The organism is Flavisphingopyxis soli (assembly GCF_007995095.1).
GTDB classification, from domain to species: domain Bacteria; phylum Pseudomonadota; class Alphaproteobacteria; order Sphingomonadales; family Sphingomonadaceae; genus Flavisphingopyxis; species Flavisphingopyxis soli.
The window spans coordinates 665,487-687,175 of record NZ_VOPY01000001.1 but is presented as its reverse complement, the minus strand read 5'-3'; the positions used below and the strand labels follow the sequence as shown (position 1 = coordinate 687,175).

General features: G+C 61.3%; 13 protein-coding genes. 5 read left to right on the top strand and 8 right to left on the bottom strand.

Translation table 11 applies throughout. The annotated features are described in order from the left end of the window. Window positions 1-58 precede the first annotated feature (58 nt). The 5 genes from FSZ31_RS03315 to FSZ31_RS03295 all read right to left on the bottom strand — a co-directional run bounded on the left by FSZ31_RS03315 (window position 59) and on the right by FSZ31_RS03295 (window position 6,883). The gene (locus tag FSZ31_RS03315; RefSeq protein ID WP_147121608.1) at window positions 59-1,441 is read right to left on the bottom strand and encodes a sodium-dependent transporter; all 1,383 of its coding nucleotides are present in this window, start codon (window positions 1,439-1,441) and stop codon (window positions 59-61) included. Between the two features lie 64 nt (window positions 1,442-1,505). Then, entirely contained in the window at window positions 1,506-2,465 is a 960-nt protein-coding gene (locus tag FSZ31_RS03310; protein ID WP_147121607.1) for a tetratricopeptide repeat protein, read from the bottom strand. Next, window positions 2,462-3,523 (bottom strand): dipeptidase, encoded by a 1,062-nt coding sequence (locus FSZ31_RS03305; protein ID WP_147121606.1) that lies wholly within the window; start codon window positions 3,521-3,523, stop codon window positions 2,462-2,464. Before FSZ31_RS03305 ends, FSZ31_RS03310 begins: the two co-directional genes overlap by 4 nt. An 88-nt stretch (window positions 3,524-3,611) precedes the next feature. After that, window positions 3,612-4,235, bottom strand: a complete 624-nt coding sequence (locus FSZ31_RS03300; RefSeq protein ID WP_147121605.1) for a helix-turn-helix domain-containing protein — start codon at window positions 4,233-4,235, stop codon at window positions 3,612-3,614. A gap of 173 nt (window positions 4,236-4,408) precedes the next feature. Continuing rightward, window positions 4,409-6,883 (bottom strand): TonB-dependent receptor plug domain-containing protein, encoded by a 2,475-nt coding sequence (locus tag FSZ31_RS03295; protein WP_147121604.1) that lies wholly within the window; start codon window positions 6,881-6,883, stop codon window positions 4,409-4,411. A gap of 416 nt (window positions 6,884-7,299) precedes the next feature. On the opposite strand from FSZ31_RS03295, the gene FSZ31_RS03290 reads away from it, so the two are divergent. From FSZ31_RS03290 to FSZ31_RS03280, 3 genes are all read left to right on the top strand, one after another. Then, on the top strand, window positions 7,300-8,313 hold the full coding sequence (locus tag FSZ31_RS03290) for a tetratricopeptide repeat protein (RefSeq protein ID WP_147121603.1): 1,014 nt from the start codon (window positions 7,300-7,302) through the stop codon (window positions 8,311-8,313). A 42-nt stretch (window positions 8,314-8,355) separates the two neighbouring features. Then, window positions 8,356-10,008 (top strand): L-piperidine-6-carboxylate dehydrogenase, encoded by a 1,653-nt coding sequence (gene amaB, locus FSZ31_RS03285; RefSeq protein WP_236643636.1) that lies wholly within the window; start codon window positions 8,356-8,358, stop codon window positions 10,006-10,008. Between the two features lie 408 nt (window positions 10,009-10,416). Next, a complete protein-coding gene (locus tag FSZ31_RS03280) occupies window positions 10,417-11,049 on the top strand; it encodes a tyrosine-type recombinase/integrase (protein ID WP_147121602.1) in 633 nt (210 codons plus the stop codon). Window positions 11,050-11,240: 191 nt separating this feature from the next. Here the strand turns inward: FSZ31_RS03280 and FSZ31_RS03275 are convergent, their stop codons facing one another. The 3 genes from FSZ31_RS03275 to FSZ31_RS03265 all read right to left on the bottom strand — a co-directional run bounded on the left by FSZ31_RS03275 (window position 11,241) and on the right by FSZ31_RS03265 (window position 18,207). Next, on the bottom strand, window positions 11,241-12,332 hold the full coding sequence (locus tag FSZ31_RS03275; RefSeq protein ID WP_147121601.1) for a PepSY-associated TM helix domain-containing protein: 1,092 nt from the start codon (window positions 12,330-12,332) through the stop codon (window positions 11,241-11,243). Further along, window positions 12,332-14,464 carry a TonB-dependent receptor gene (locus FSZ31_RS03270; protein WP_147121600.1) on the bottom strand — a complete coding sequence of 711 codons (2,133 nt, stop codon included), beginning with the start codon at window positions 14,462-14,464 and terminating at the stop codon, window positions 12,332-12,334. The genes FSZ31_RS03275 and FSZ31_RS03270 overlap by 1 nt, the downstream gene beginning before the upstream one ends. 647 nt (window positions 14,465-15,111) lie before the next feature. Next, window positions 15,112-18,207, bottom strand: coding sequence for an autotransporter outer membrane beta-barrel domain-containing protein (locus FSZ31_RS03265; protein ID WP_147121599.1), 3,096 nt, complete (start codon window positions 18,205-18,207; stop codon window positions 15,112-15,114). A 741-nt stretch (window positions 18,208-18,948) separates the two neighbouring features. On the opposite strand from FSZ31_RS03265, the gene FSZ31_RS03260 reads away from it, so the two are divergent. Then, a complete protein-coding gene (locus FSZ31_RS03260; protein WP_147121598.1) occupies window positions 18,949-19,218 on the top strand; it encodes a hypothetical protein in 270 nt (89 codons plus the stop codon). Between the two features lie 144 nt (window positions 19,219-19,362). Further along, window positions 19,363-21,546, top strand: a complete 2,184-nt coding sequence (locus tag FSZ31_RS03255; RefSeq protein ID WP_147121597.1) for a catalase — start codon at window positions 19,363-19,365, stop codon at window positions 21,544-21,546. The last annotated feature ends 143 nt before the right edge of the window (window positions 21,547-21,689 follow it).

Sequence of the window (21,689 nt, the reverse complement as noted above, 5' to 3'; positions counted from 1 at the left end):
CGGTAGCGGCTCGCTCACAACGATTGGTATGTCCGTATTCGTATCTTAGAACGGAGATCTATCCGATATACGCAAACGCGAGGATGAGGATGATGGTCACCGGCGCCACGAACCTGACCGCAAACAGCCAGAGCGATTGTACCAGCCGGGAGGACGACGAAAGTTCGTTCCGCCAGATATCCTTGTGCGTTATCCAGCCCATGAAGATCGCGGTGAGCAATGCGCCGACGGGCAGGATGAAGTTTACCGCGATCATATCCTGCACGATATAGATCGTGCTGTCGGCGAACATCCCGGTCCACGCCAATGGATATAAATCGTCCCAATGGTTGAAAGAAAACACGGTCGCGAAGCCGAGCACCCAGATCAGGCCGCCGAGGATTGCGGTGGCTATTGGCCGTGTCATGCCGAACTTCTCGATAGTGTACGACACTAGCGGTTCGAGCAAACCGATGCACGAGGTGATCGCAGCGAGGAACAGCAGCAGGAAAAAGGCGACGCCGACGAGGCTGCCGCCTGGCATCGCACCGAAGGCGACGGGGAGCGTTTCGAAGACGAGGCCGGGCCCAGAGGCGATTTCGAGCCCATACTGGAATACAAAAGGGAAGATTGTAAGGCCAGCGAGCAGCGCAACGCCGGTATCGGCCGCAACGATCGTGCCCGCGACACCGGCGATCGAGGTATCCTTGTCGAGATAGCCGCCGAAGCTGACCATCGTACCGAAGCCGACGCCGACCGAGAAGAATGCCTGGCCCACCGCCATGATGACGGTATTGCCGTCGATCTTGCTGAAGTCCGGAAAGAACAGGAAGCGCACCGCTTGGCCCATATCGCCGACGATCATTGCGTAGATCGAGAGCAGCACTAGCCCTGCGAAGAACACCGGCATCAAGATCGTCGTGACCTTTTCGATGCCGTTCTTGAGCCCCTTGCCGACGACGAGCGCCATCATCACGACGACGCACGCGCCCCAGAAGATCATCCGTCCCGGGCTCGCCATCAGCGCGTCGAAGGCGGCAATCGATTGCGCCGGGCGCATGTCGGCGAAGCTGCCCGCCCCCGAGCGGACGATATAGTCGAGCGTCCAGCCGGCGATGACGACATAATAGACGAGGATTGCGAAGGTCGCGGTGAGCGCGAAGATGCCGATCCAGCTCCAGCCCCTGCTCGCCTTGCTCTCGGCGGCGACGGCACGGATGCTGCCGACGATCCCCTTTTTGCCGCGGCGACCGAGCATCAGTTCGGCCATGATCAGCGGCACGCCGATGCCGAAGGCGCAGGCGAGATAGATGAGCAGGAAGGCGGCGCCGCCGTTTTCGCCCGTCATATAGGGAAAACGCCAGATATTGCCGAGACCGACGGCGAAACCGCTGGCGACGAGGACGAAGGACAGTCTCGATGACCAGCGGAATTCGGGTTGGTCGGCAGCCAGATCGGTCATCGCATTCGTCCTGTTTTTTAAATAGAGCGGAGCGGGCGAGCGCCAGGCCCGCCCGCTACCGGGATCAGTTCGAGACCATTCGGTCGGGCGCGAGCAGCTCGCTCTCGGCGGGCCAGTGGCCCTGCGCGCTATCGTCGACGATTTCGCGCAGCAGGCGTTTCGCCTCGGCTTCCTCGCCGTTGAAGCGCCGCTCCATCGCGACCGCGAACTTGATCGTGCTGTCGCTGCTGTCGGCGAGGTCGTCGGGCGAGATCCGCCCCTGCATCATCTGGACCGCGCGATAATATTCGGCGTTCTCGACGAGCTGAAGGTCGGCAGGGATATCGGCGACCGCGCGGCGCGCTTCGTCGACCATGCCGAGCTTGCGATAGGCGAGATAGGTCCAGTAGGCGGTCGGCGGCAGCATGTCGTCGCGCGAGAAGACCGGCACCAGCGTATAAGAGCGCGCCATGCCTTCGACCACACGGTGATAGTCGCCGACCGCAAAGCTGGTCTGGGCATGGTAATAGATGATGTTGCTCTTGTAGGTCCCGAGCGTCAGCCCGATCCGGTTGGGCAGGCCATCGGGTTCGAAATAATCGAGCTGGCCCGACATCAGGTCCATCGCCCGCTGGTAATCGGCGAGCGCCAGATCGAACTGGCGGACGCGCGCGAGATGGCGGCCGCGATAGCGCAGCAGCGCATAGCTGTCGGGAAAGACCGCGAGGCCGCGGGTGAAGACGTCGACCGCCTCGCAGAAGCGTCCGGCATAACCGAGCCGGCGTCCGAGCCAGAAATAGCTGTCCTCGCGATCGGGCGCGATCGCGAGCGCGGCGCGCGCGATGGCGATATCCTCGTCGATCTTTTTCTGCGTCGCGGGCGCGAAATCGGGCGCGCGCAGCGCGGTGCCGATGAGCGTGGCGTCGCAGAAACCGGCGGCGGCACTGTCGACCGGGACGCTGTCGCCAGTGGTGGTGGCAGCAGCAGGAGCGGCGGCGAGGAGCAGGCCGACGGCGAGTGCAGCGAGGCGGAGGGTAGTGCTCATCCCACGACCTCCTGGTACACGCGGCGCAGGTTCTCACCCATGATCTTGTCGACGTCGGCGGCGCTGTAGCCGAGCTTCCTGACGCCGTCCCAGACGACCTCCATCCGCGTCGGTCCGTTGAGCTCGTCGATATAGAGCGGCCATTCGTCGGGGTTGAAATTGGCGCCCTCTTCGCGTTTCAGCTCGGCGATATATGCATCGGTCATCTTGACCCGGCGGTGATCGCGGTCGCTGCCGATGGCGACATGATCGGCTCCGGCGACGCGCACCGCATGGTCGATATGGGCGAAATAATCGGCCAGCGCGCCGGCGTGCTTGTGCGTCAGGAAGGGCCGCATCTGGCAGATGCCGACGACACCGCCGGCCCCCGCGAGCAGCCGCAGGTTTTCGTCGGTCGTGTTGCGCGTGTTGGCGTGGACCGCCATGCACGCGGTGTGCGAGATGACCACCGGCTGTTTCGAATGCGAGATCGTATCGGCCATCGTGCGCATGTTCGAATGCGACAGGTCGATCAGCATGCCGAGCTGGTTCATCCGTTCGACCAGCGAGCGCCCGAACACGGTCAGGCCGTGATCGCCGAGTTCCTTGCAGCCCGCGCCCGCCCAGTTCTGGTAATTGTAGGTGATCTGCGACGAGCGCACGCCGAGATTGTAGAACAGGTCGACATTGTCGAGGTCGCGCCCGAACTGGGTGCTGTTCTGGAACAGATAGAAGATCGCGATCTGGCCGTTGGCGCGCGCGCGTTCGATGTCGGTGGCGCTGGTCGCCTTGAGGAACTGGGCGGGATGCGCCTTGATATGGCGATCGTGGGCGAGCACCGCCTCGACCGCGACGTCATAGGCCTCGCCCTCGAAATATTTGGGATCGCACAGCGTCACAGCGATGGCATCGAGCCCGCTGTCGCGCATCTCCCGGACCAGCTCCGGGGTATATTCGAAGCGGACTTCACCCATCGCATCGAAGGTCAGCCGGCGTTTTGCTTGGGCGGCGAACAGCGGCGAAGCCATTGCCAGCGCGCCGAGTGCGGCACTCGAATTGATAAATTGTCGACGGTCCATGTCCGATCCCCTTATTTCTTTATCAGAAATATCTTAGCTGATCGGAAAATCTCTCGCAAGCGCTTTCGGCGCGTCCGCGCGGCCGTGCCTAGCCGGTGTTGATCCAGATGACGACGGCGTCGGTCTCGCTCGTCGTATAGCAGGCATGGCGCATGCTGCTGTCGATATAGATGTTATCGCCCTTGCCGAGGATGACCGGCTCGTAATGCTCGGTATGGAAGCAAACCTCGCCTTCGAGCACGTAGAGGAATTCTTCACCGGCGTGGTTCGACCAATGGGTGAAATCGTCGAGGTTGCGCGCCTTAATCGTCGTGACGAAGGGCAGGATCTTCTTGTGCGTCAGTTCGGTCGCCAGCAGCTTATGCTTGTACGCCGGAGTTTCCATTTCGCGCCCGGCACCGGCGAGCGTGACGCTGCGCCTGCCGCTGGCATCCTGCCCCGGCTTAGGCGCGAACAGCTCGGTAATGTCGATATCGAAACCTTGCGCCAGTTTCTGCACGACGTCGAAAGTCGGCGACATCTGGTCGTTTTCGATCTTCGATAGCGTCGAGGCGGCGAGCGCGGTGAGCTTTCCCGCATCTTCGAGCGTCAGCCCCTTTTCCTTGCGCAGCTGGCGAACGCGCTCGCCGAGATGGAGCAGTTCGCTGCGCCGTTTCCGCGGATTGCGCACATCGTGCAGAAAATCGGGAGCTTCCTTGTAGTCGCGCGTCACGGCCTTCTCCGAATATGGACAACTCAGGCGAAGCGGGGCACCGCGCTGACGTTTATCAGTGCGATGCCCCTACCACGTCCCGGCTGAACGGGGAAGAATTTCCGATCAGCCATATTATGGCCTGGACGATCCTGCCTCAGGGGAAAGACAGACTCGTCCGGCCGCTCCCCCGCTCAGAACTTCAGCTTGGCATTGAGGTAATAGAAGCCGCCGCTGACGCCGAAGACGCTGTGGTTGTCGTAGATCAGGCCGACCGCTTTCAACCCCGGACCGCGATCGGGCGGGAACTTGTTGAACAGGTTGCGCGCGCCGACGCTGAGGTCGATGTTGTCGATCCCCGAGTAGGTGATCTCGGCATCGAAGAGGACCGCCGGATCGCGCTGGAGGAAGTCGTTGCCGTTGCGGCGTTTCCAACTGCCGTAATAGTTGGCGCGAGTCATAAGGCTGAAGTCGCCGAAGGTATTAGTCGCGGTGAGATTACCCCTCCAGCGAGGCAGGCCGCGTTCGAACTCGATGATAGTGCCTGCGCCGAAAAAGGCGGTCGGATCGGTTCGCAGCTTCTGCTCGTTATAATTGACCGCCAAGCTGAGGTTGGTTGAGTTGCGATTGCCCCAGTCGAAGCGGTAGGTCGAGACGATGTCGAAGCCGCGAACGCGCGTATTGAGCTTGTTCTGGAAGTAACGGACCTGCTGGACCGACGCGCCGTTCGGAAAGCCGATCGCGGCAAGCTGCGCCCGCTGGGCCGCGGTCGTGTTGATCGACGGCGTCAGCAACAGGCGGTCGTCGACGTCGATCTGGTAGAAATCGATCGTCGTGAGAAAATTCTTCGTCCCCGTGATGACGATACCCGCCGACATGTTGAACGAGGTTTCGGGCTTGAGCGGATCAGACCCGAAGATCTTTGCCGCGGGCGAACCCGGGATCAGCACCGCATCGAGGATAAACTCGTTCTGCGCATTGATCTGCGAGGTCTGACTGCTGCCGAACAGCTGGCCGGCGGCCGGGGCGCGGAAGCCCGTGCTGATCGATCCGCGGATCGCCAGCAGGTCGGACAGCTCGAACCGCGAAGCGGCCTTGTAGCTGAAATTGCTGCCGAACTGCTCGTAATCCTCGTAGCGACCAGCGACCGAAAGGCTGAGCGAATCAGTGAGATCGACGTCAGTTTCGGCGAACAGCGCGTAGCTGGACGAGGTGAAGCTTCCGGCGATATCGGGGCTGAAGCCCTGGAAGCCGTTCGATCCGACCGGCAGGTCGCGTAGCGGCCCGACGCTATACGAAGCGGCATCGCCGGCACCGATCTTGTAGGTTTCCTTGCGGTAGCTGGCGCCACCGAAAACGAGGATCTCGCCGGCGAAGACGTCGTTGGCGATCGCGTACGATGCCTCGGCGTCGAGCTGGACCTCGCGCTGGGTCAGCGAACCCGGCTTGAAGCTGGTCGGCGAGGCCGCGCCGAGCGACGGGTTGATCGTGTTGTAGATCGAATAGTCGACCTTGTTGTTGCCGAGCCGCGCCGAGAGATCCCAGTTGAACGCGCCCTCGGTATCGCGGATGCCGACGACGGTGCTGAAATCGTCGGTCCGGCCGGCGAATTCGGGCGTGAAGCCACCGGGGTAGATCGACCTCAGGTCGAAGGTACCCGGATAGGCGGCGCTATTGTCGAATGCCGAATCGGCGTAGGTCGAATGCGCCGGGAGGCCGCCTGCCGCCATCGACTGGCGGTAGAAGAAAGTGACCGAGCTGTCGGCGCGCATATAGTTGCCGAACATATAGGCCTCGAGATCGCCGCCAAGCGAGACGCCGGCGTTCCAGACCGTCTTGACCGCTTCGTAGTACGGCTCGCCGTTGCCCGCGTTGTTGATCGGTACGTCGGCGACGCCCTGGTCGCGCAACGCCTCTGCGCCGTTGTTGAGGCCACCGAGCCAAGTCTTCGCCTGGTGAGTGTATTGCGCGCTGAGGTTGAGGTAGCCGGTCGCGCCAAGTCCGAGGGCATAATGACCCTGGATGTCGTAGGTGCGGCCGCCAACATCGTAATACTGGCCGACCTGGGTAAGCATCGAGCCCCCGCTGACGTCATCCTTGAGCGTCAGGTTGACGACACCGGCGATGGCGTCCGAACCATATTGCGCCGATGCGCCGTCGCGCAGCACCTGGATACTGGAAAATGCGATCGGGGGAATGACGTTGAAGTCCTGTCCCTGCGAACCCGAAGTGGTCGCGTGGCCGGTGCCGATTTGGACGATCGCCGAACGGTGGCGGCGTTTGCCGTTGAGCAGCAAAAGGACGTGATCGGGTGGCGAGCCGCGCAGAGTGACCGGGCGCACAAACGACGAGCCGTCGTTGCCCTGCAGGCGCTTGACGTTAATCGCGGGGACCAGCGAGCGCAGCGCGTCGTTGAGATCGGTATAGCCGGTGGTAACGATTGCCTCAGGCTGGATGACGTCGATCGCGACTGCACTATCGGTGATCGAACGATCCTTGCGACGCGAGCCGATCACGACGATCGACGATGCCTCGCGGGCTTGCTGGTCGGTCGCCTCCCCTTCGCCTGCGACGTCTTCCTTAGCAATAGTCTGCGCGTGAGCCTGGGGGGTTATCGCGACGGCGGCGATAACCGATGGCAGAACCAAGCGTGATAGAAACTTCGACATAATTCCCTCCCAAAAATCCCGTTAGGTCGATCTGCGCTCGCGACTTCCCGCCGTGAACGCCACCGTTGGTATATTTCCTATCATAAAATAATTATCCGTCTAGCAGAATCTTGCATACGTTCGGCAGGCGCACGCTCCTCCGGGAGCTTATCGTCCTTAAATAGCCTATTTTTATGCGCTATCCCCTATCGCGAAGACGTGAGATCCATCGCTTGGACGTTTAGGAAGTCGGCGGTTTACGGGACTATTTATATCGGGCGGCGAATGAGGAAGCGAAAAAAATATGCCGATCGGCTAATATTTCCTATATGAAAATTTCCTCAACGGTGTAGTGCTGGGGCACGCCGACGAGCGCTCTCGGCTTCCGATCGGGAGCAGCAGCGCCGGCCCATGGACGTTTGCAGATTTGGAGAAACATGATGATCCGCCGATTGATTCCTTCCGCCGCACTGGGCGCGGCCCTGCTGATCGCCGTTCCCGCCAGCGCGGCGTACGACGACCACGGAAGCTTCCAGGGCATGTCGCTGCTCAACGAGCGCATGGTGACCGCGCCTGACGGCAACAAGAACGTCGCCGACCCCGCGCTGCTGGCGCGCGCCGCGGCCGATGCCAAGGCGGCTTTCGAGCGCAACATGACGGTCGACACCGCAACCTGGTACGGGCGCGTCCTGTTCTACCAGGGCTATGCCAAGGAATCGGCCGAGGTATATACGACCGCGCTGCGCCGCTTCCCCAATTCGGGCAAGCTGCTGCGCCACCTCGCGCATCGCCAGTTCTCGCTGCGCCAGTTCGACAAGTCGATCGAGACCGGGCTCAAGGCCGAGGCGATCTACAAGAACCAGCCGCTCGAACGCGAGAAGCTGGGCCCCGACTATTTCACCAGCACACCCGACGTCGTGCAATATTATCTCTATTACCACCTCGGCCAGGCCTATTTCGCCAAGCACGATTTCGCCAATGCGGCGAAATATTTCGACCTGTCGTCGCAGGTCGCGGCGTTCGAATTCGACACCGAGGCCAAGACCGCCAACACCTATTGGCAGTTCCTGTCGCTGGCGCGCGGCGGCCGGATCGAGGACGCCCGCAAGCTGCTCGACGGCTATGACCTGACACTGTTCATGGTCCATCCCGAGGGCGGGTCGGACAATTATTTCGACGGCATCCAGCTCTACAAGGGCCATCGCGCCGCCAATTCGTTCTTCAGCAAGGAAGACAGCGGCCGGCCGTTCGCCGATGCCGACGGCGTCGCCGCATCGACCGCCTACAGCCTGGCCAATTATTACATCCTCAACGGCGAGCGCGACAAGGCCAAGGAGTGGCTGATCAAGTCGATCAACGTCAACAGCTGGAGCTACTTCGCTCGAATTCAGGCAGAGGCCGACTGGTTGCTGCTATTCCCTAACGAAAGCCCGCTCATCGCTGACAATTAAGGCACTTGCCGGGCTGTGGAATTCTTTCACCCAGCATTCAGCGTGCCGCTGCCGACCAGGCGCGGCGGCACGCCGATTGCGAAGCGGCACTTATATACCGCTCTTGTTGGCTCGACCCGCTCTTCACTGCCCGGCATTCGCAAACTATTACATGTGTCGTACCCTTGGTCGGCACTGAAGGGACATAAATTGTCATATCAAACTGCATTCGCTGCCGCTGGCCTGTCTGAAGCCGACTTGAAGGGCGGTGACCTCGTCGTAACCTCGCCTATCGACGGATCGACGGTCGCCGAGATTCCTACGGCAACATCTGCGGATACTCAGGCGATTATCGACCGTGCGCAAGAGGCGTTTATCGCTTGGCGCAACGTCCCGGCGCCGCGACGCGGCGAATGGGTGCGCCTGCTGGGCCAGGAACTGCGCCGCGAGAAAGAGGCGCTAGCGAACATCGTGACGATTGACTGCGGCAAGATCACGCAGGAGGGCCTCGGCGAGGTCCAGGAGATGATCGACATTTGCGACTTTGCCGTCGGCCTGTCGCGCCAGCTTTACGGTCTCGTCATCGCGTCGGAGCGTCCCGGACACAAGATGCTAGAAAGCTGGCACCCGGTCGGTCCTGTCGGCATCATCTCAGCATTCAATTTCCCCGTCGCGGTGTGGAGCTGGAACGCCGCGCTGGCGATCGTTTGCGGCAATCCGGTGATCTGGAAACCGTCGGAAAAGACGCCGCTGACCGCGCTCGCTGTGCAGAAGATCTGCGAGCGGGTGAACGCCCAGTTCGGCCCTGACGCCCCCGACGGACTGTGCCAGTTGTTGATCGGCGGCCGCGAGGCGGGTGAAGCGCTTGCCGCGAGCCCGATGGTGCCGGTTGTATCGGCAACTGGCTCGACGCGAATGGGCAAAGCGGTGGCGCAAGTCGTATCGGAGCGGCTCGGCCGTTCGATCCTCGAGCTCGGCGGCAATAACGCCATGATCGTGACGCCGTCGGCCGACCTTGAACTGGCACAACGTGCGATCGTATTTTCGGCGGTCGGAACTGCCGGTCAGCGCTGCACCAGCCTGCGCCGGCTGATCGTCCACGAGAGCATCTACAAGCCACTGATGGCGAGCATCAAATCGGCCTATGACAGCCTACCTGTAGCGAATCCGCTCGACGAAGGTGCGCTGGTCGGACCGCTGATTGACCATCCGGCACGCGCGGCAATGCAAAATGCGCTAAACGAAGCCCGCGACGACGGTGGGCGGGTGTTCGGGGGCGAGCCGGTGTTGACCAACGAATATCCCGACGCCGCCTATGTCCGCCCCGCAATCGTCGAAATGGACAGCCAAACTGCGATCGTCCAAAATGAAACATTCGCACCTGTATTATATGTCATGAAATATAGGGATCTCGATCAAGCCATCACGGCACAGAACGAAGTCCGGCAAGGCTTGTCTTCATGCATATTTACGACTGACATGCGCGAGGCTGAGATTTTTTTATCGTCCAGCGGATCAGACTGCGGCATTGCGAATGTGAATATTGGCCCATCAGGAGCAGAAATCGGTGGTGCCTTCGGGGGCGAAAAAGATACTGGAGGAGGTCGCGAAAGCGGCTCAGATGCTTGGAAAAGCTATATGCGGCGCCAAACAGCGACTATCAACTATTCAGGTGAACTACCGCTTGCACAAGGAATCAAGTTCTCGAACTCTTGAGACAATCCTCGCTGGGATTACGCTCAATTAACAACTCGTCACTCCAGTTGCGATCGTGGTTGTTATGTTCGTCCAGATCGCCAATTACATGCTAGAGCTCCATCACGATCCAATGTGGGGAAACCTAAGGTGTACTCTACGAGTAACAATTTGATTCCATGTATAAATTCATTGGCTTAGTTGATCGGTTCGAATCCCACCTGTTCCGCCAGTTACGTTTGATTTGATTGCATACTCTATTAAGAGACGGCTTAATTCCCCAATACCAATGCCCGCAATTGGGCCGTTAGGCGAACGGCAGCGAACGTGGCCCTAACTAAGAACACCGGAACGGCAGCTGTCGGCCCAGCACTCGCCCCACATCCATTCGTTTAATTCGTCGGCCAATCCCGGCCACGGAGAACGAAAATGGGTTACTCACAATTTGATCCCGCGATGGACGGCCGCGCTGCATGGAATGCTGGCAAGACGGTCGGCACCAAGCGGCCTCTCACCCAAAAGCAGATTTGGGCGATCCGCTTTTTCCTGGATCGAGAGGGGCGCATGCGAGACCGCGCGCTTTTCGACTTGGCAATCGACAGCAAGTTGCGAGGCTGCGATCTGGTGAAGATCAAGATCGGCGACGTTGTTGCTGGGGAGGACATCCGCACCCGAGCCATTGTAATCCAGCAGAAAACTCGCCGACCGGTTCAGTTCGAACTCACGAGCGACGTGCGTGCGAGCCTTTTATCCTGGCTAGAAAGGCGCGGTGGTTCGACTGTCGACCATCTTTTTCCAAGCCGGATCGACCATTCTAATCATATGAGCACGCGCCAGTATGCGCGCCTCGTTGACGAGTGGGTGACAGCAATTGGTTTGCGCAACGCCGAATACGGCACGCATTCACTGCGCCGCACGAAGGCTGCGATGATCTATCGGGCGACCGGGAATATCCGCGCGATCCAGATTCTGCTTGGCCACTCCAAGATCGAAAACACTGTCCGCTATTTGGGGGTCGACGTCGAAGACGCCTTATTGCTCGCTGAGAGGACTGAAATTTGAAACAGAGGCGGTCGTTCGAGAGCCACGGGTGACCGCCTTTGATTGGCGCAATCGAACCTGAGAAGATCAGCAATTGGGCCGAGAGTGGACTGGTCGCTCTTGGCTTCAATAGCTGGAAGAACTGCCATTAGGTGACGGACGAGTCGGATGCGCTACCGACAATTTCTGCAACTCCGGCGAGCGATCCGCGATTATCGCAATGAGCTGAATATCTGGCCAATCCGCCCCGGACCAGTCGTCCGAGAACGCGCGCCCGGGTCGACGAACCAGAAACTGAACATGGCCAGGGTCCCAAGCAAGGCCAGGACCACACCGCCGGACGTCAACGTCAATCGCCAGACCAGCCCGCCCACCTTACCCGCGTGAATGGGGTAATATTTCTCGGTCACCTTGGCCGCGGTGTCGCTTCTGGCAGGATCGATCGTTTCCAGGACGGCTCGGCTGGCGGGATCGAGATAGACATAGGACCGCCCGTTCGGCGTCCACTCGAAATCCTGCTTCAAACGGATCGCAATCGCGTCTCCGGGCTTGCTTGGCATCATCAGGCGGCGCGGGGCCGCACCCGGGAACGCCTGTTGGGACTGGGCCACCAGCGCAGGCCAGTCGGTATCCTTGTCGGGCGAAGGCGCGCTGTACGTCGCCTTCTCGACCTGGTTGCCGTCAGACAGGGGGGACAGGATCGCGGTCGACACGTTGGAAAAGACCATCATGGTGCCAGTGAACCCGGCCAGCAGCAGCAAGGGCGACGCGACGACGCCGATATCGCGATGCTGCCGGACGATGGCACTTTTCGTCATGCGCGCTGGCCATAGCCGGAGCCTGAACGTGCGGCGCGTACGCCACCACAGGATCAGGCCGGTGATAGTGAAAGCCAGCAGGAGTACGCCCAGCGCGCCCGTCACATATTCACCGATCTCGCCGAAGAAGAGATAGTGGTGCAGATCGAACAGCCACAATTCGGGGCGACCCCAGATCGACTGCCAGCGGTCCACCATCTCGCCCGCCTGGTTGAAATACGCGCCGCCGCCATCTCGATAGATCGCCTGGTGCAAACCGATTTCATCGCCGGCAAAGGTCATGCGGCTGAGCGTCGCGTCTTCCTTCAGCGCCGCCGCGACGGCTTGCCCGATCGCTACCGGGTCGCGGCTCGGCTTATCGTGTGCGCCGGGCAGGCCAATCCAGGATCCTTTCCACAGCAAGGCCGTACCGGACATCGCGATGACCGCCAGAAACAGGCCGACGCTCGCGCCTGTCCAGCGGTGGAGGAGCGAGAGCAGTCGCATCAGAACGTTCCGCGCCAGCCCAGCGTGAAGGAGCGGCCCCGGCCGGCAAAGAAGCGGCTGTTATCGGTCACCCGGACGGTATCGCTGTCATAGGTGACGTAAAAGGCATCGGTGATATTCTGTACGCCCATCGAAAATTCCCCCACCGCAGTGCGATAGGATACGAACGCATCGAGCAGCGTATAGCCCTCGAAATCGGTCGCAGTGAACACGTCGTTGAATTCGCGGGCCAAATACATTCGTGCCTGCACGCGTGCGCTGAGCGGGCCAGTCGCATAGTCGGCCGCCAGATTGATGCGATCAGGGGAGATATTCGCGCCGTCGAGATCCTCGTCGACCCGGCCATCGTTGTCTCCGTCGGTCCGTCCCTGCAGCGCGGCATAACCGCCGCTAAGCGAGAGGCCCGGCAGCGGCGTGCGCCAGGCGAGGCTAGCCTCGAACCCTTCGATCTCGATCGGCTGGCGTTCCACTTCGAAGACATCGTTGCGCAGCACCAGCAACGACCCGAAATCGCTCGTCGACCAGAAATAGCTGGCCGAAGCTGTCAGCCGACCTTGGTCATATTCCACGCCCAGCTCGCGGTTGTTCGACACGACCGGTTCGAGTGACAGGAACGTATCGATGTCGACGTCGGGCTGCGTTATGCCGCGCAGGATGCGGCCGACGTCGGCGATCGTGAAGCCCTCGGCATAGTTGGCATAAGCGCGCAATCCATCGATCGGTTCGACGACGATGCCGGCATTCAACAGCAGGTCTGTGAACGACGGGCTGCCACCTGAAACCTGCACCGGGCCGTAGCTGTAGAGCGTTTCGTAATCGCCGACCGACAGTTCGACATTCTCGTAGCGCATCCCGCCGGCCAGTCGCACGACGCCATCGAGGACGGTAAGGTTGCCCTGTACGAACGGCGCGAGGCTGCGAAAGTCGCTTTGCGGCACCCAGACGCGGCCGGTTTGCGCCAGCGTCTGTTTGGTGCGGTCGAATAGGGCGTCGAAACCGGCGGTAACCACAAGGTTCTCGAGGCCAGGCACTTCGCGTTCATAACTGACTTTGCCGCCCAGCTTGCGCGACTGATTGGCCGACTGGTCGAACAGGGTCCCGCTGGGGTCGATGCGCGGGTCCTGGAACGTGCCGAACACCCCGCCGCCGAACACGTCATCGGTCCGGCTGTAGAAACCCTGCAGAATCAACGTGCCGCCGCCCAGGTCGCTATCGATCAGCGACGCAGAGAGTAACTCGGCGGTGTTCGAGGGTGCCGCGCCGGGGGTCGTCCCCCGGACACTAGTCGATGGGGTTCCGGTCGCGCGGTCACCTGGTACGATCACGTAATGGGCGTTGCCTTTCAGTTCGAACCGGTTGGCGATCAATTCCAGGCGCGCGGTTGGCGTGACATCGTATCCAAGCCGCGCGAAGACCGACCAGCTGTCACTATCCTGCACCTCGCCCTGCGTGCCATCGACGCCGATGCGGTTTGCGTTGCCGTCGAAGAACGCACCACGCCGCTCCGTCGTAGCGCCGATGCTGACGTCGAAATCGCCGCGTCGATAGCTGACCAGCGAACCGGCCTTCGCACCGATCCCCTCACTTTCGAAATTGTCCGACGCGGTGATCTGGGCCAGCGCACGGACCTCGATCCCGTCACTGGCAGGCGCGCCGACAGTAACTTGGTTCACGACCCCGCCGGTGGCGCCGATTCCCTGGAGCGCGTTAGATCCATAGATGACCTCGACCCGGTCGATGAAAAACGGATCGATCGTATAGCCGTCGCGCGAACCGTCGCGCACCGGGGTCGATTGCGGGATTCCATTGATCGCATAAAGCGGCGCGCGGCCGCGCAAGCTTTCGCCGGCACCGCTCAACTTCTCGCGGGTCGGGGAGAAGGACGGCAGGAGCGCGGAGACCGCATCCACCGTCGAGCCCGAGATTTGCACCTGTCGCGCGAGCATCTCGCGGTCGATCACGTCGACCGTGAGTGGCAACGCGCTGGCGGGCAACTGCGTTCTGGTCGCAGTGACGACGATCTCGTTTGTCTCGACCGGGCTCGCGTCTTCGGCGGCTGTTGTCTGGGCGTCGACCGACGAAGAAATGGCCAAGGCGCTGGTGGCGACCAGCAAGGCGAATGCACGAATCATTGAAAGCTCCCGAATTTCTGATCTGCCGCCGCTACAGCTAATGATAATCGTTCGCAAGAGAAGCTTTCGCTATCCTTGAATTTCCCTCCCCGTTCGCAATGAGCTACGCGGCCGCGGGTGGCGGGAGATCCCCGATCGATCGGAAAAGTCTGGCAGGGGCGCGCGACCCACCTGACGAAGCTGTGGAGAGCCAGACAATAGCCGGGTTTGGGCGCGTTGCTATCTGGCGGCAAAATAGAGAGCCGACGAGCGGCTCATGAGGCGCGACTGGCAGTTGTTAGAACTCAATTTCAGTAACGAAGGTCTGATCTCGAAAGAAATATCGCTCTGTTCGGCATGCGAAGGCGATTGATGGGCCGATAACTGCTTCTGGGCCGTTAGTGGACTGGCAAGAAATGTTGTGCCAGCGGCGCAAAGCGGAAGCGCATATCCGCTGACATGGCGCACGCGCGCGCGGGGGCTAGCCTCGCCGATAACAATACATCCCGGGATTACTGATCTGGAGTTTTCGGAAGCCTTAAGGCGCGCACCCGTCTGCGCCCGCACGCGAGGGGCTAGGCCTCTCTCTGCACTCCGCCGCTCCGTACCATAAGAAAACGGCGCGACCAGCGATGGTCGCGCCGTTCTCGTTTGTCTTGGGCTAAAGCCTAGAAGCGAAAGCGCAGGCCAACACGTCCGCCGTACGATTCGATGTCCTTGCCCTTGGCACCGAAGCCTTCGAAAAAGCCTCTGATGCCATCGGCCGAACCGATGTTCAGGCCAACGACGCCCTCGCCATAATCGCGCGCCGCAGTGTTGGCGAGGATCAGCGTGGTGCCGTTGTTGGTGAACGCGACATTGTCGTTGCCGCGGAAGTCATGGACATAGTTGCCGCCGAGATAGGCCGACGCCACGCTACCGAAGACATTCATCTTCGATCCGATGCGCGCACCCAGTTTGCCACGGAAACCGTCATCTTCGTTGAACGCGAAGGTCGAATTGGCGATCGAAAGATCGTCGAAATTCGATTTGACGTACGATATGCTGCCGACCGGCTCGAAGAAGAAACGGTCCGAACCCAGACGGAAGCCCGCTTCGACCAACGCGCCATAGGCATCTGCCTTCAGGTTGTCACCGGCCAGGCCGTTGAGCGTCGAATCGATCGTGTAGTGATCGTATTTTCCCAATGCATTGACGAACAGTCCGCCAGCCTTGAAGCCCGCATAGACGCCCGCGTTAAACGCGTCGTACTTCATCGCATCGGCGCTGTTGTCGAACCCGACGCGCGAATTGATATAGCCGCCGGTCACGCCGAAGCCAAAGCTGCTCGCGCCGCCGGCCGATCCGCCGAAGTCGACACCCGCCTGGGCACCGAAATAGTCCTGGTCGTAGTTGGTGTTAACGGTGCGGGTGACGCCGAAATTGCTCACCGTCCGGCTGTTGTCGCGCTTGTCGGTCGACCCGAAGAACTGGCCCCAGACGCGGGCGCCCGGCTCTCCTGCACCGTAAGCCGCATTGGCATCGCGCTGCGAACGCATGTGCGCGGTCCAGGCATCGGCCGACTTGTACCAGATGTTGCGACCGGCTTCGACCAGGCCGACGGTGCGGTAGGCCGCATCGCCGGGCGTGCCGACCAGGTTGTAGGTCATCGCAGTCGGGTCGTAGACGACATTGAGCTGGACCAGCCCGGCGCGGTTGCCGGCGACGAACGCGTTGGCGCTCGATCCGGCACCGCTCTGGACAATGATCGTCCCGCTGTTGAGGCCGACGCCGCTATCGGCGATCACGACCGAGGTCGATCCCGTTGCTGCGCCGCCGATGACGAGGCGGTCCGACGCACCGGTCGTCAGATTGGTGTCGAGGCCAAGCGTCGCATTGCCCGATCCGACATAGTTGCCGGGCACCGTCAGGCGATCGCCGACCGCGCCGTTGCGCAGGTCGACCAGACCTGAATTGGCGAACCGCTCGAGGCCGGTGAACGTATAGCTGCCTGGGCTCACCAGCACCGTTCCGGTGTTGGTGAAAAGGTCCGTACCCGCGCCGAAGTCGATGTTGGTGGTGACGAGGAAACGACCATTGTTGGTCAGAGTGTCGTTGCCAGCAGTCAGCTGGAGGTCGCTAGTCAGCGTGCCATTATTGACGATCGTCGCGGCGCCGCCCGCTACCTTGATGGCAAAGCCGTTGGGGGCTGCGGCGATCGTGCCGTTGTTGGTAATCGTCGTGCCGTCGACTGAGGTGATGTTAACCCCGTTCGCCGTTGCCGAAACCGAGCCGCTCTGGCCGACGGTCAATGTGGCGCGCTTGCCCGCATTGATAACGACGCCGTCGAGATTGGCGCCCGAAGTCGTCACCGGACCGTTCAGCGTGACGGCTGCGTTGCCGCCCTGGCTGGTGGCGAGGATCGCATTCGACCCCGTGCCGCGCGTCGTGACTTGCCCGACGGTCACCGCCAGGTTGCCCGTGCTGACGGTCGCGTTGATGCCCGCCGCATTCGCGCCGGTCGTCGAAATCGTGCCGCCGTTGATGTTCGCCGAAGGCGTCGAGACGGTGCCGAAGAAGCCACCGCCGGTACCCACGGGGATCAACACGCCGGTCGACCCGTCGCCAGTCGTGACGATGCTGTTGAAGGTGACGTTGGCGGTATCGCCCGCGGCCGCATTGATGCCAACCGCATTAGCGCCCGTCGTGGCCACGCGGTCGCCCGTGATGTTAACGATATTGCTGGCGCGCGGGCCGAACAAGCCGCCGCCGGCGGGAACGAGGATGCCCGTCGAACCGACGCCCGCTGTCTGGACGGTGCCGAAGTTGACGTTCGCATTGGCGCCGCCGGTGACGACGATTCCACGCGCGTTGGCGCCGCGCGTAATGACGTTGTTCGACGTCGCGGTTGCGGTCGAGGTCCGCGATTCCAGACTGATACCGTCGGCGCCTGCGCCGTTGGTGATTACGTTGGTGACGTTGGCGCTGACGACGCCGGTCGAACCGTTCGCCGCTGCGCCGGTGGCGCGTACGCCGATCGCGTTGGCGCCCGACGTCGTGATGCTGCCGCCGGTGACGGTGGCACTGCCGTTGCCGCCCGTAGTCGCGACGACGCCGCTGCCGCCATTGGTGGTGATCGTATTGAAGCGCGCGGTGACGTTGGCGACGTCCGACGTCGCGTTGATGCCGATCGATCCGGTGCCGTTGGTCGAGATCGTGCCGACATCGACCAGGACCGCGCCGCTGTTGGTGTTGGCGCTGACGCCGTTGCGGCCGTTTCCGGTGGTGGTGATGCTGTTGGCCCGGACGGTGGTTGCGCCGGTGGCGGAGCTGGCGAGGACGCCGGTTGCGCCGTTGCCGGTCACCTTGTCGAGGTTGAGCGTCAACGCCCCGTCATTGGTCGCGGCGAGGACGGTGAAGCCGCTGTTCGGCCCCGATGTCAGCGACGTGTTGGTGCCGCCGTTGATCGTCAGCGCGTCGGCGCCGGTGGTCAGCGCCAGGATCGCTGGGTTGAAGTCGTCTCGCGGCGTAACGACGACGCCGGGCTGCAGGTTGATCGTAAGGTTTCCGCCGGGTGCGACATACTGGATGCCATTGTCATAGGGATTGTTGGTCGGGGTGCAGGTCACCGTGCCGTTGGCTGGCGCGCCGCATGCTTGCTGCGCGGCCGCGGGGGACGCGAAGCCGAGGCCGATAACGACCAGCGCGCCGATCGCGCAGCTGCGGCCGAGAAGGCGTTTGGACTGGCTTGAAAAGGCAGCAGGCAAGGTGGCGGAAACGGGCATAGATACACTCCATGAATTTGGAAAAACGTCATTCTGAATTTTGGCACCCAAAGCACACGCACTTGACGGATCGCACGGGCTAGCTTGCAGAGAGGCCAGCACGAGATACGAAGCTAGGTGCGATCGGATGCATCGATTTGGAAATAAAATAAATGCGTTAGCGTAACGATCTCGTCGCGAGATCACGCTGAGCCACCGACAAATCCCGTGCCGGGCAAATTAAAACGCAAGTGTAATGATAACCGCTCAGGTTATCGTGCAATTCCTCAGCGCCGCATCGGCCCCGGTCTGGGCACGCGCGTTCTCGGGGCACTGAACGACGCAACGACCGCGAGCTACGGCGCAAATGCACTCCTTCACGCCATGCTCGCCGCGCTGGGTTCTACCTCATCGCTGCGCTCCTCATGGCCCTAGGCGCTACAGCGCTGCGCAAAGACTGGGTTGAGGGTTATCTGCCGCCGCACGATTCTGCGCGCCGTGTCCACGCACACCCGCGCGAGGGGCTGGCGGGTTCGACGGCGATCTGCATGGGCCGATTAATGACGCTCCGAATGACAACGGTCAATGACTGCAACTTGGGCCGACAGCTGTCGTTCCGGTGTTTGGAGCTAGAGCCAGTTTGCTGCCGTTCGCCTAACGACCCAAACTTCCGATTTACGGTCAGCTATGGCAGATCGTGCTTGCACTGGCAGGTCAGTGTCCCGGCACTGATTGTTCAGATGGCTGATTGGATAGGCATACGTGACGGTGCACCTTGCCGACCTGACGCACGACCTGCTCGCCCCATCGATAGCACGCGCCAAGGAGGTCATTCTTCTGGCTCGCACGATGAGCGCGATGAAGCAGGCGATCCGCATCACCGCGACGCGCTCTGATCCGCGCGGGAGCGAACTACCGCCCGTGGTCTCGAGCTATCCACGCAACGTCCGCACCCCGCCGAAAAGCCGCGATTTCTACCGAAAGAGCGGATCGAAATTCCAGCGTCGTCAAACAACTCCGCTAACCTTGTGATTACAACACCCGCGTAAGCCGTCTGACGATTATATCCATCGAAATAAGTCATCAGCGCCAAGGACCCAAACCGCTCGAGGATGGTTGGCAGTTCGTATGCGTGGTGAACGTCCGCGCAGCCCACCGCCCGAAAGGATCGTCCCGATGGCCAAGAAATCAGCTCCCCATAAAACGTCCAACAAGCGCGCCTCGGGCGAGCCCGCCGCTGCTCACGCGCCCGAAGCACAGCCGGTCTATGGCAGCGCCGAATTCTCCACGCGGCGCGGCGAAGGGGGTGAATTGCACCAGGACGTCGATCAGAGCGGTAGCAATGATAGCGGCGCCAGCCACCTGACGACCAATCACGGCATGCGCATATCGGACAATCAGAACAGCCTGAAATCGGGCGATCGCGGGCCGACGCTGCTCGAGGATTTTGTCCTGCGCGAGAAGATCTTTCATTTCGATCACGAGCGGGTCCCCGAGCGGATCGTCCATGCGCGCGGGAGCGCGGCGCACGGCGTGTTTGAATGCACCAAGCCGATTCCCGGGCTGACGCGCGCCAGCCTGCTCTCCGAAAAGGGCAAGAAGACGCCGGTGTTTACGCGATTCTCGACCGTCGCGGGCGGCGCCGGCAGCGTCGACACGCCCCGTGACGTTCGCGGCTTTTCAGTGAAATTCTACACCGACGAAGGAAATTGGGACCTCGTTGGCAACAATATCCCGGTGTTCTTCATCCAGGACGCAATCAAGTTCCCCGACCTTATCCACAGCGTCAAGATGGAGGCCGACCGCGGCTATCCGCAGGCGGCAAGCGCGCACGATACCTTCTGGGATTTCATGTCGCTGATGCCCGAGGCGACGCACATGGTGCTGTGGGCAATGAGTGATCGCGCCATTCCGCGCAGCCTTCGCATGATGGAAGGCTTCGGTATCCACACTTTCCGCTTCGTCAACGCGCAGGGCAAGGGGACGTTCGTCAAATTCCACTGGAAGCCCGTGCTCGGAATGCAGTCGACGGTCTGGGACGAGGCGGTCAAGCTCGCCGGGGCCGATCCGGATTACCATCGCCGCGACCTATTCGAAGCAATCGACGGCGGCGATTTTCCCGCTTGGGATCTGGGCGTGCAGACGTTCGACGAGGATTTCGCCGCGAGCCTGCCTTACGATATCCTCGATTCGACCAAGCTGATCCCCGAGGAAGTGCTGCCGATCGAGATCGTCGGCCGGATGACACTGGACCGCAATCCCGACAATTTCTTTGCCGAGACTGAACAGGTGGCGTTCTGCCCGCAGAACGTCGTGCCGGGGGTCGACTTTTCGAACGACCCGCTGCTTCAGGGCCGGTTGTTCTCGTATCTCGATACGCAAAAGTCGCGGCTCGGCACTGCCAATTTCCACCAGATTCCCATCAATGCGCCCAAATGCCCCTATGCCAATTTCCAGCGCGACGGGCTGATGCAGACCAAGGTGCCCAAAGGGCGCGCGAACTACGAACCGAATTCACTGGGCGAAGCGGGCGAAATCAACGGTCCGCGCGCCAGCATGGATACGGGCTTCGTGACGTTCGAGGAAAATGGCGAGCGCAACGATCCGACCGCCAAGGTCCGCGCACGGCCCGAGCTGTTTGCCGACCATTATAGCCAGGCGCGCATGTTCTACCGTTCGCAGACTGAAATCGAGCAGGCGCATATTGCATCGGCGATTGTCTTCGAACTGTCGAAGGTGACGCTGGCGCATGTCCGCGCGGCCATGGTGGCCAACCTGTGCAACGTCGATGGCGACCTTGCCAGGCGGGTTGCGGCGGGTCTGGCGATCGATCTGCCGGCCAAGGCCAAAGCAGCTCGCAAGATCGTCGAGATGGAGGCATCGCCGGCTCTGTCGATCGTCAAGAACAAGAAGGACACGCTCGAAGGGCGCAAGGTCGGGATACTGTTCGCCGAAGGGTCTCGCGCGAGCGATATCAAGGCAGTCAAAGCCGCCGTTGAAAAGGCGGGCGGCAAAGCGATGACAATCGCGCCCAAGGTCGGCGGGATCAAGCTGGACAATGGCAGCATGGCCGCCGACGGCCAGCTCGCCGGAACGCCAAGTTGCACGGTTGATGCGATCGCGCTGGTCCTCACCGAAGCTGCGGCAAAGCAGCTGTGCATGGACGGTGCCGCAGTCCAGTTCGTCATGGACGCGTTCGGGCATTTGAAAGCGATCGGCCATGATGCGGGTGCCAAGCCGCTGCTCGACAAGGCCGGGGTGGCGCTCGACGAGGGCGTAACCGACCTGAGCGGAAAATTCGTCAAGGCGGCGGCGAAGCGCTTTTATGACCGCGAGCCCACGGTTCGGATGCTCGCCTGAATGATCGACCGGTGCCAGGCAGTCTAAGCTAAAGCAAATTTCGCAAACTATCTCGGGGTATGGGCGTGGGCATTTTCGACCTCACCTATATTCCGATCGATTTTTTTACGTGGTTAGATACAAAGTTCTAATCACACTCCGCC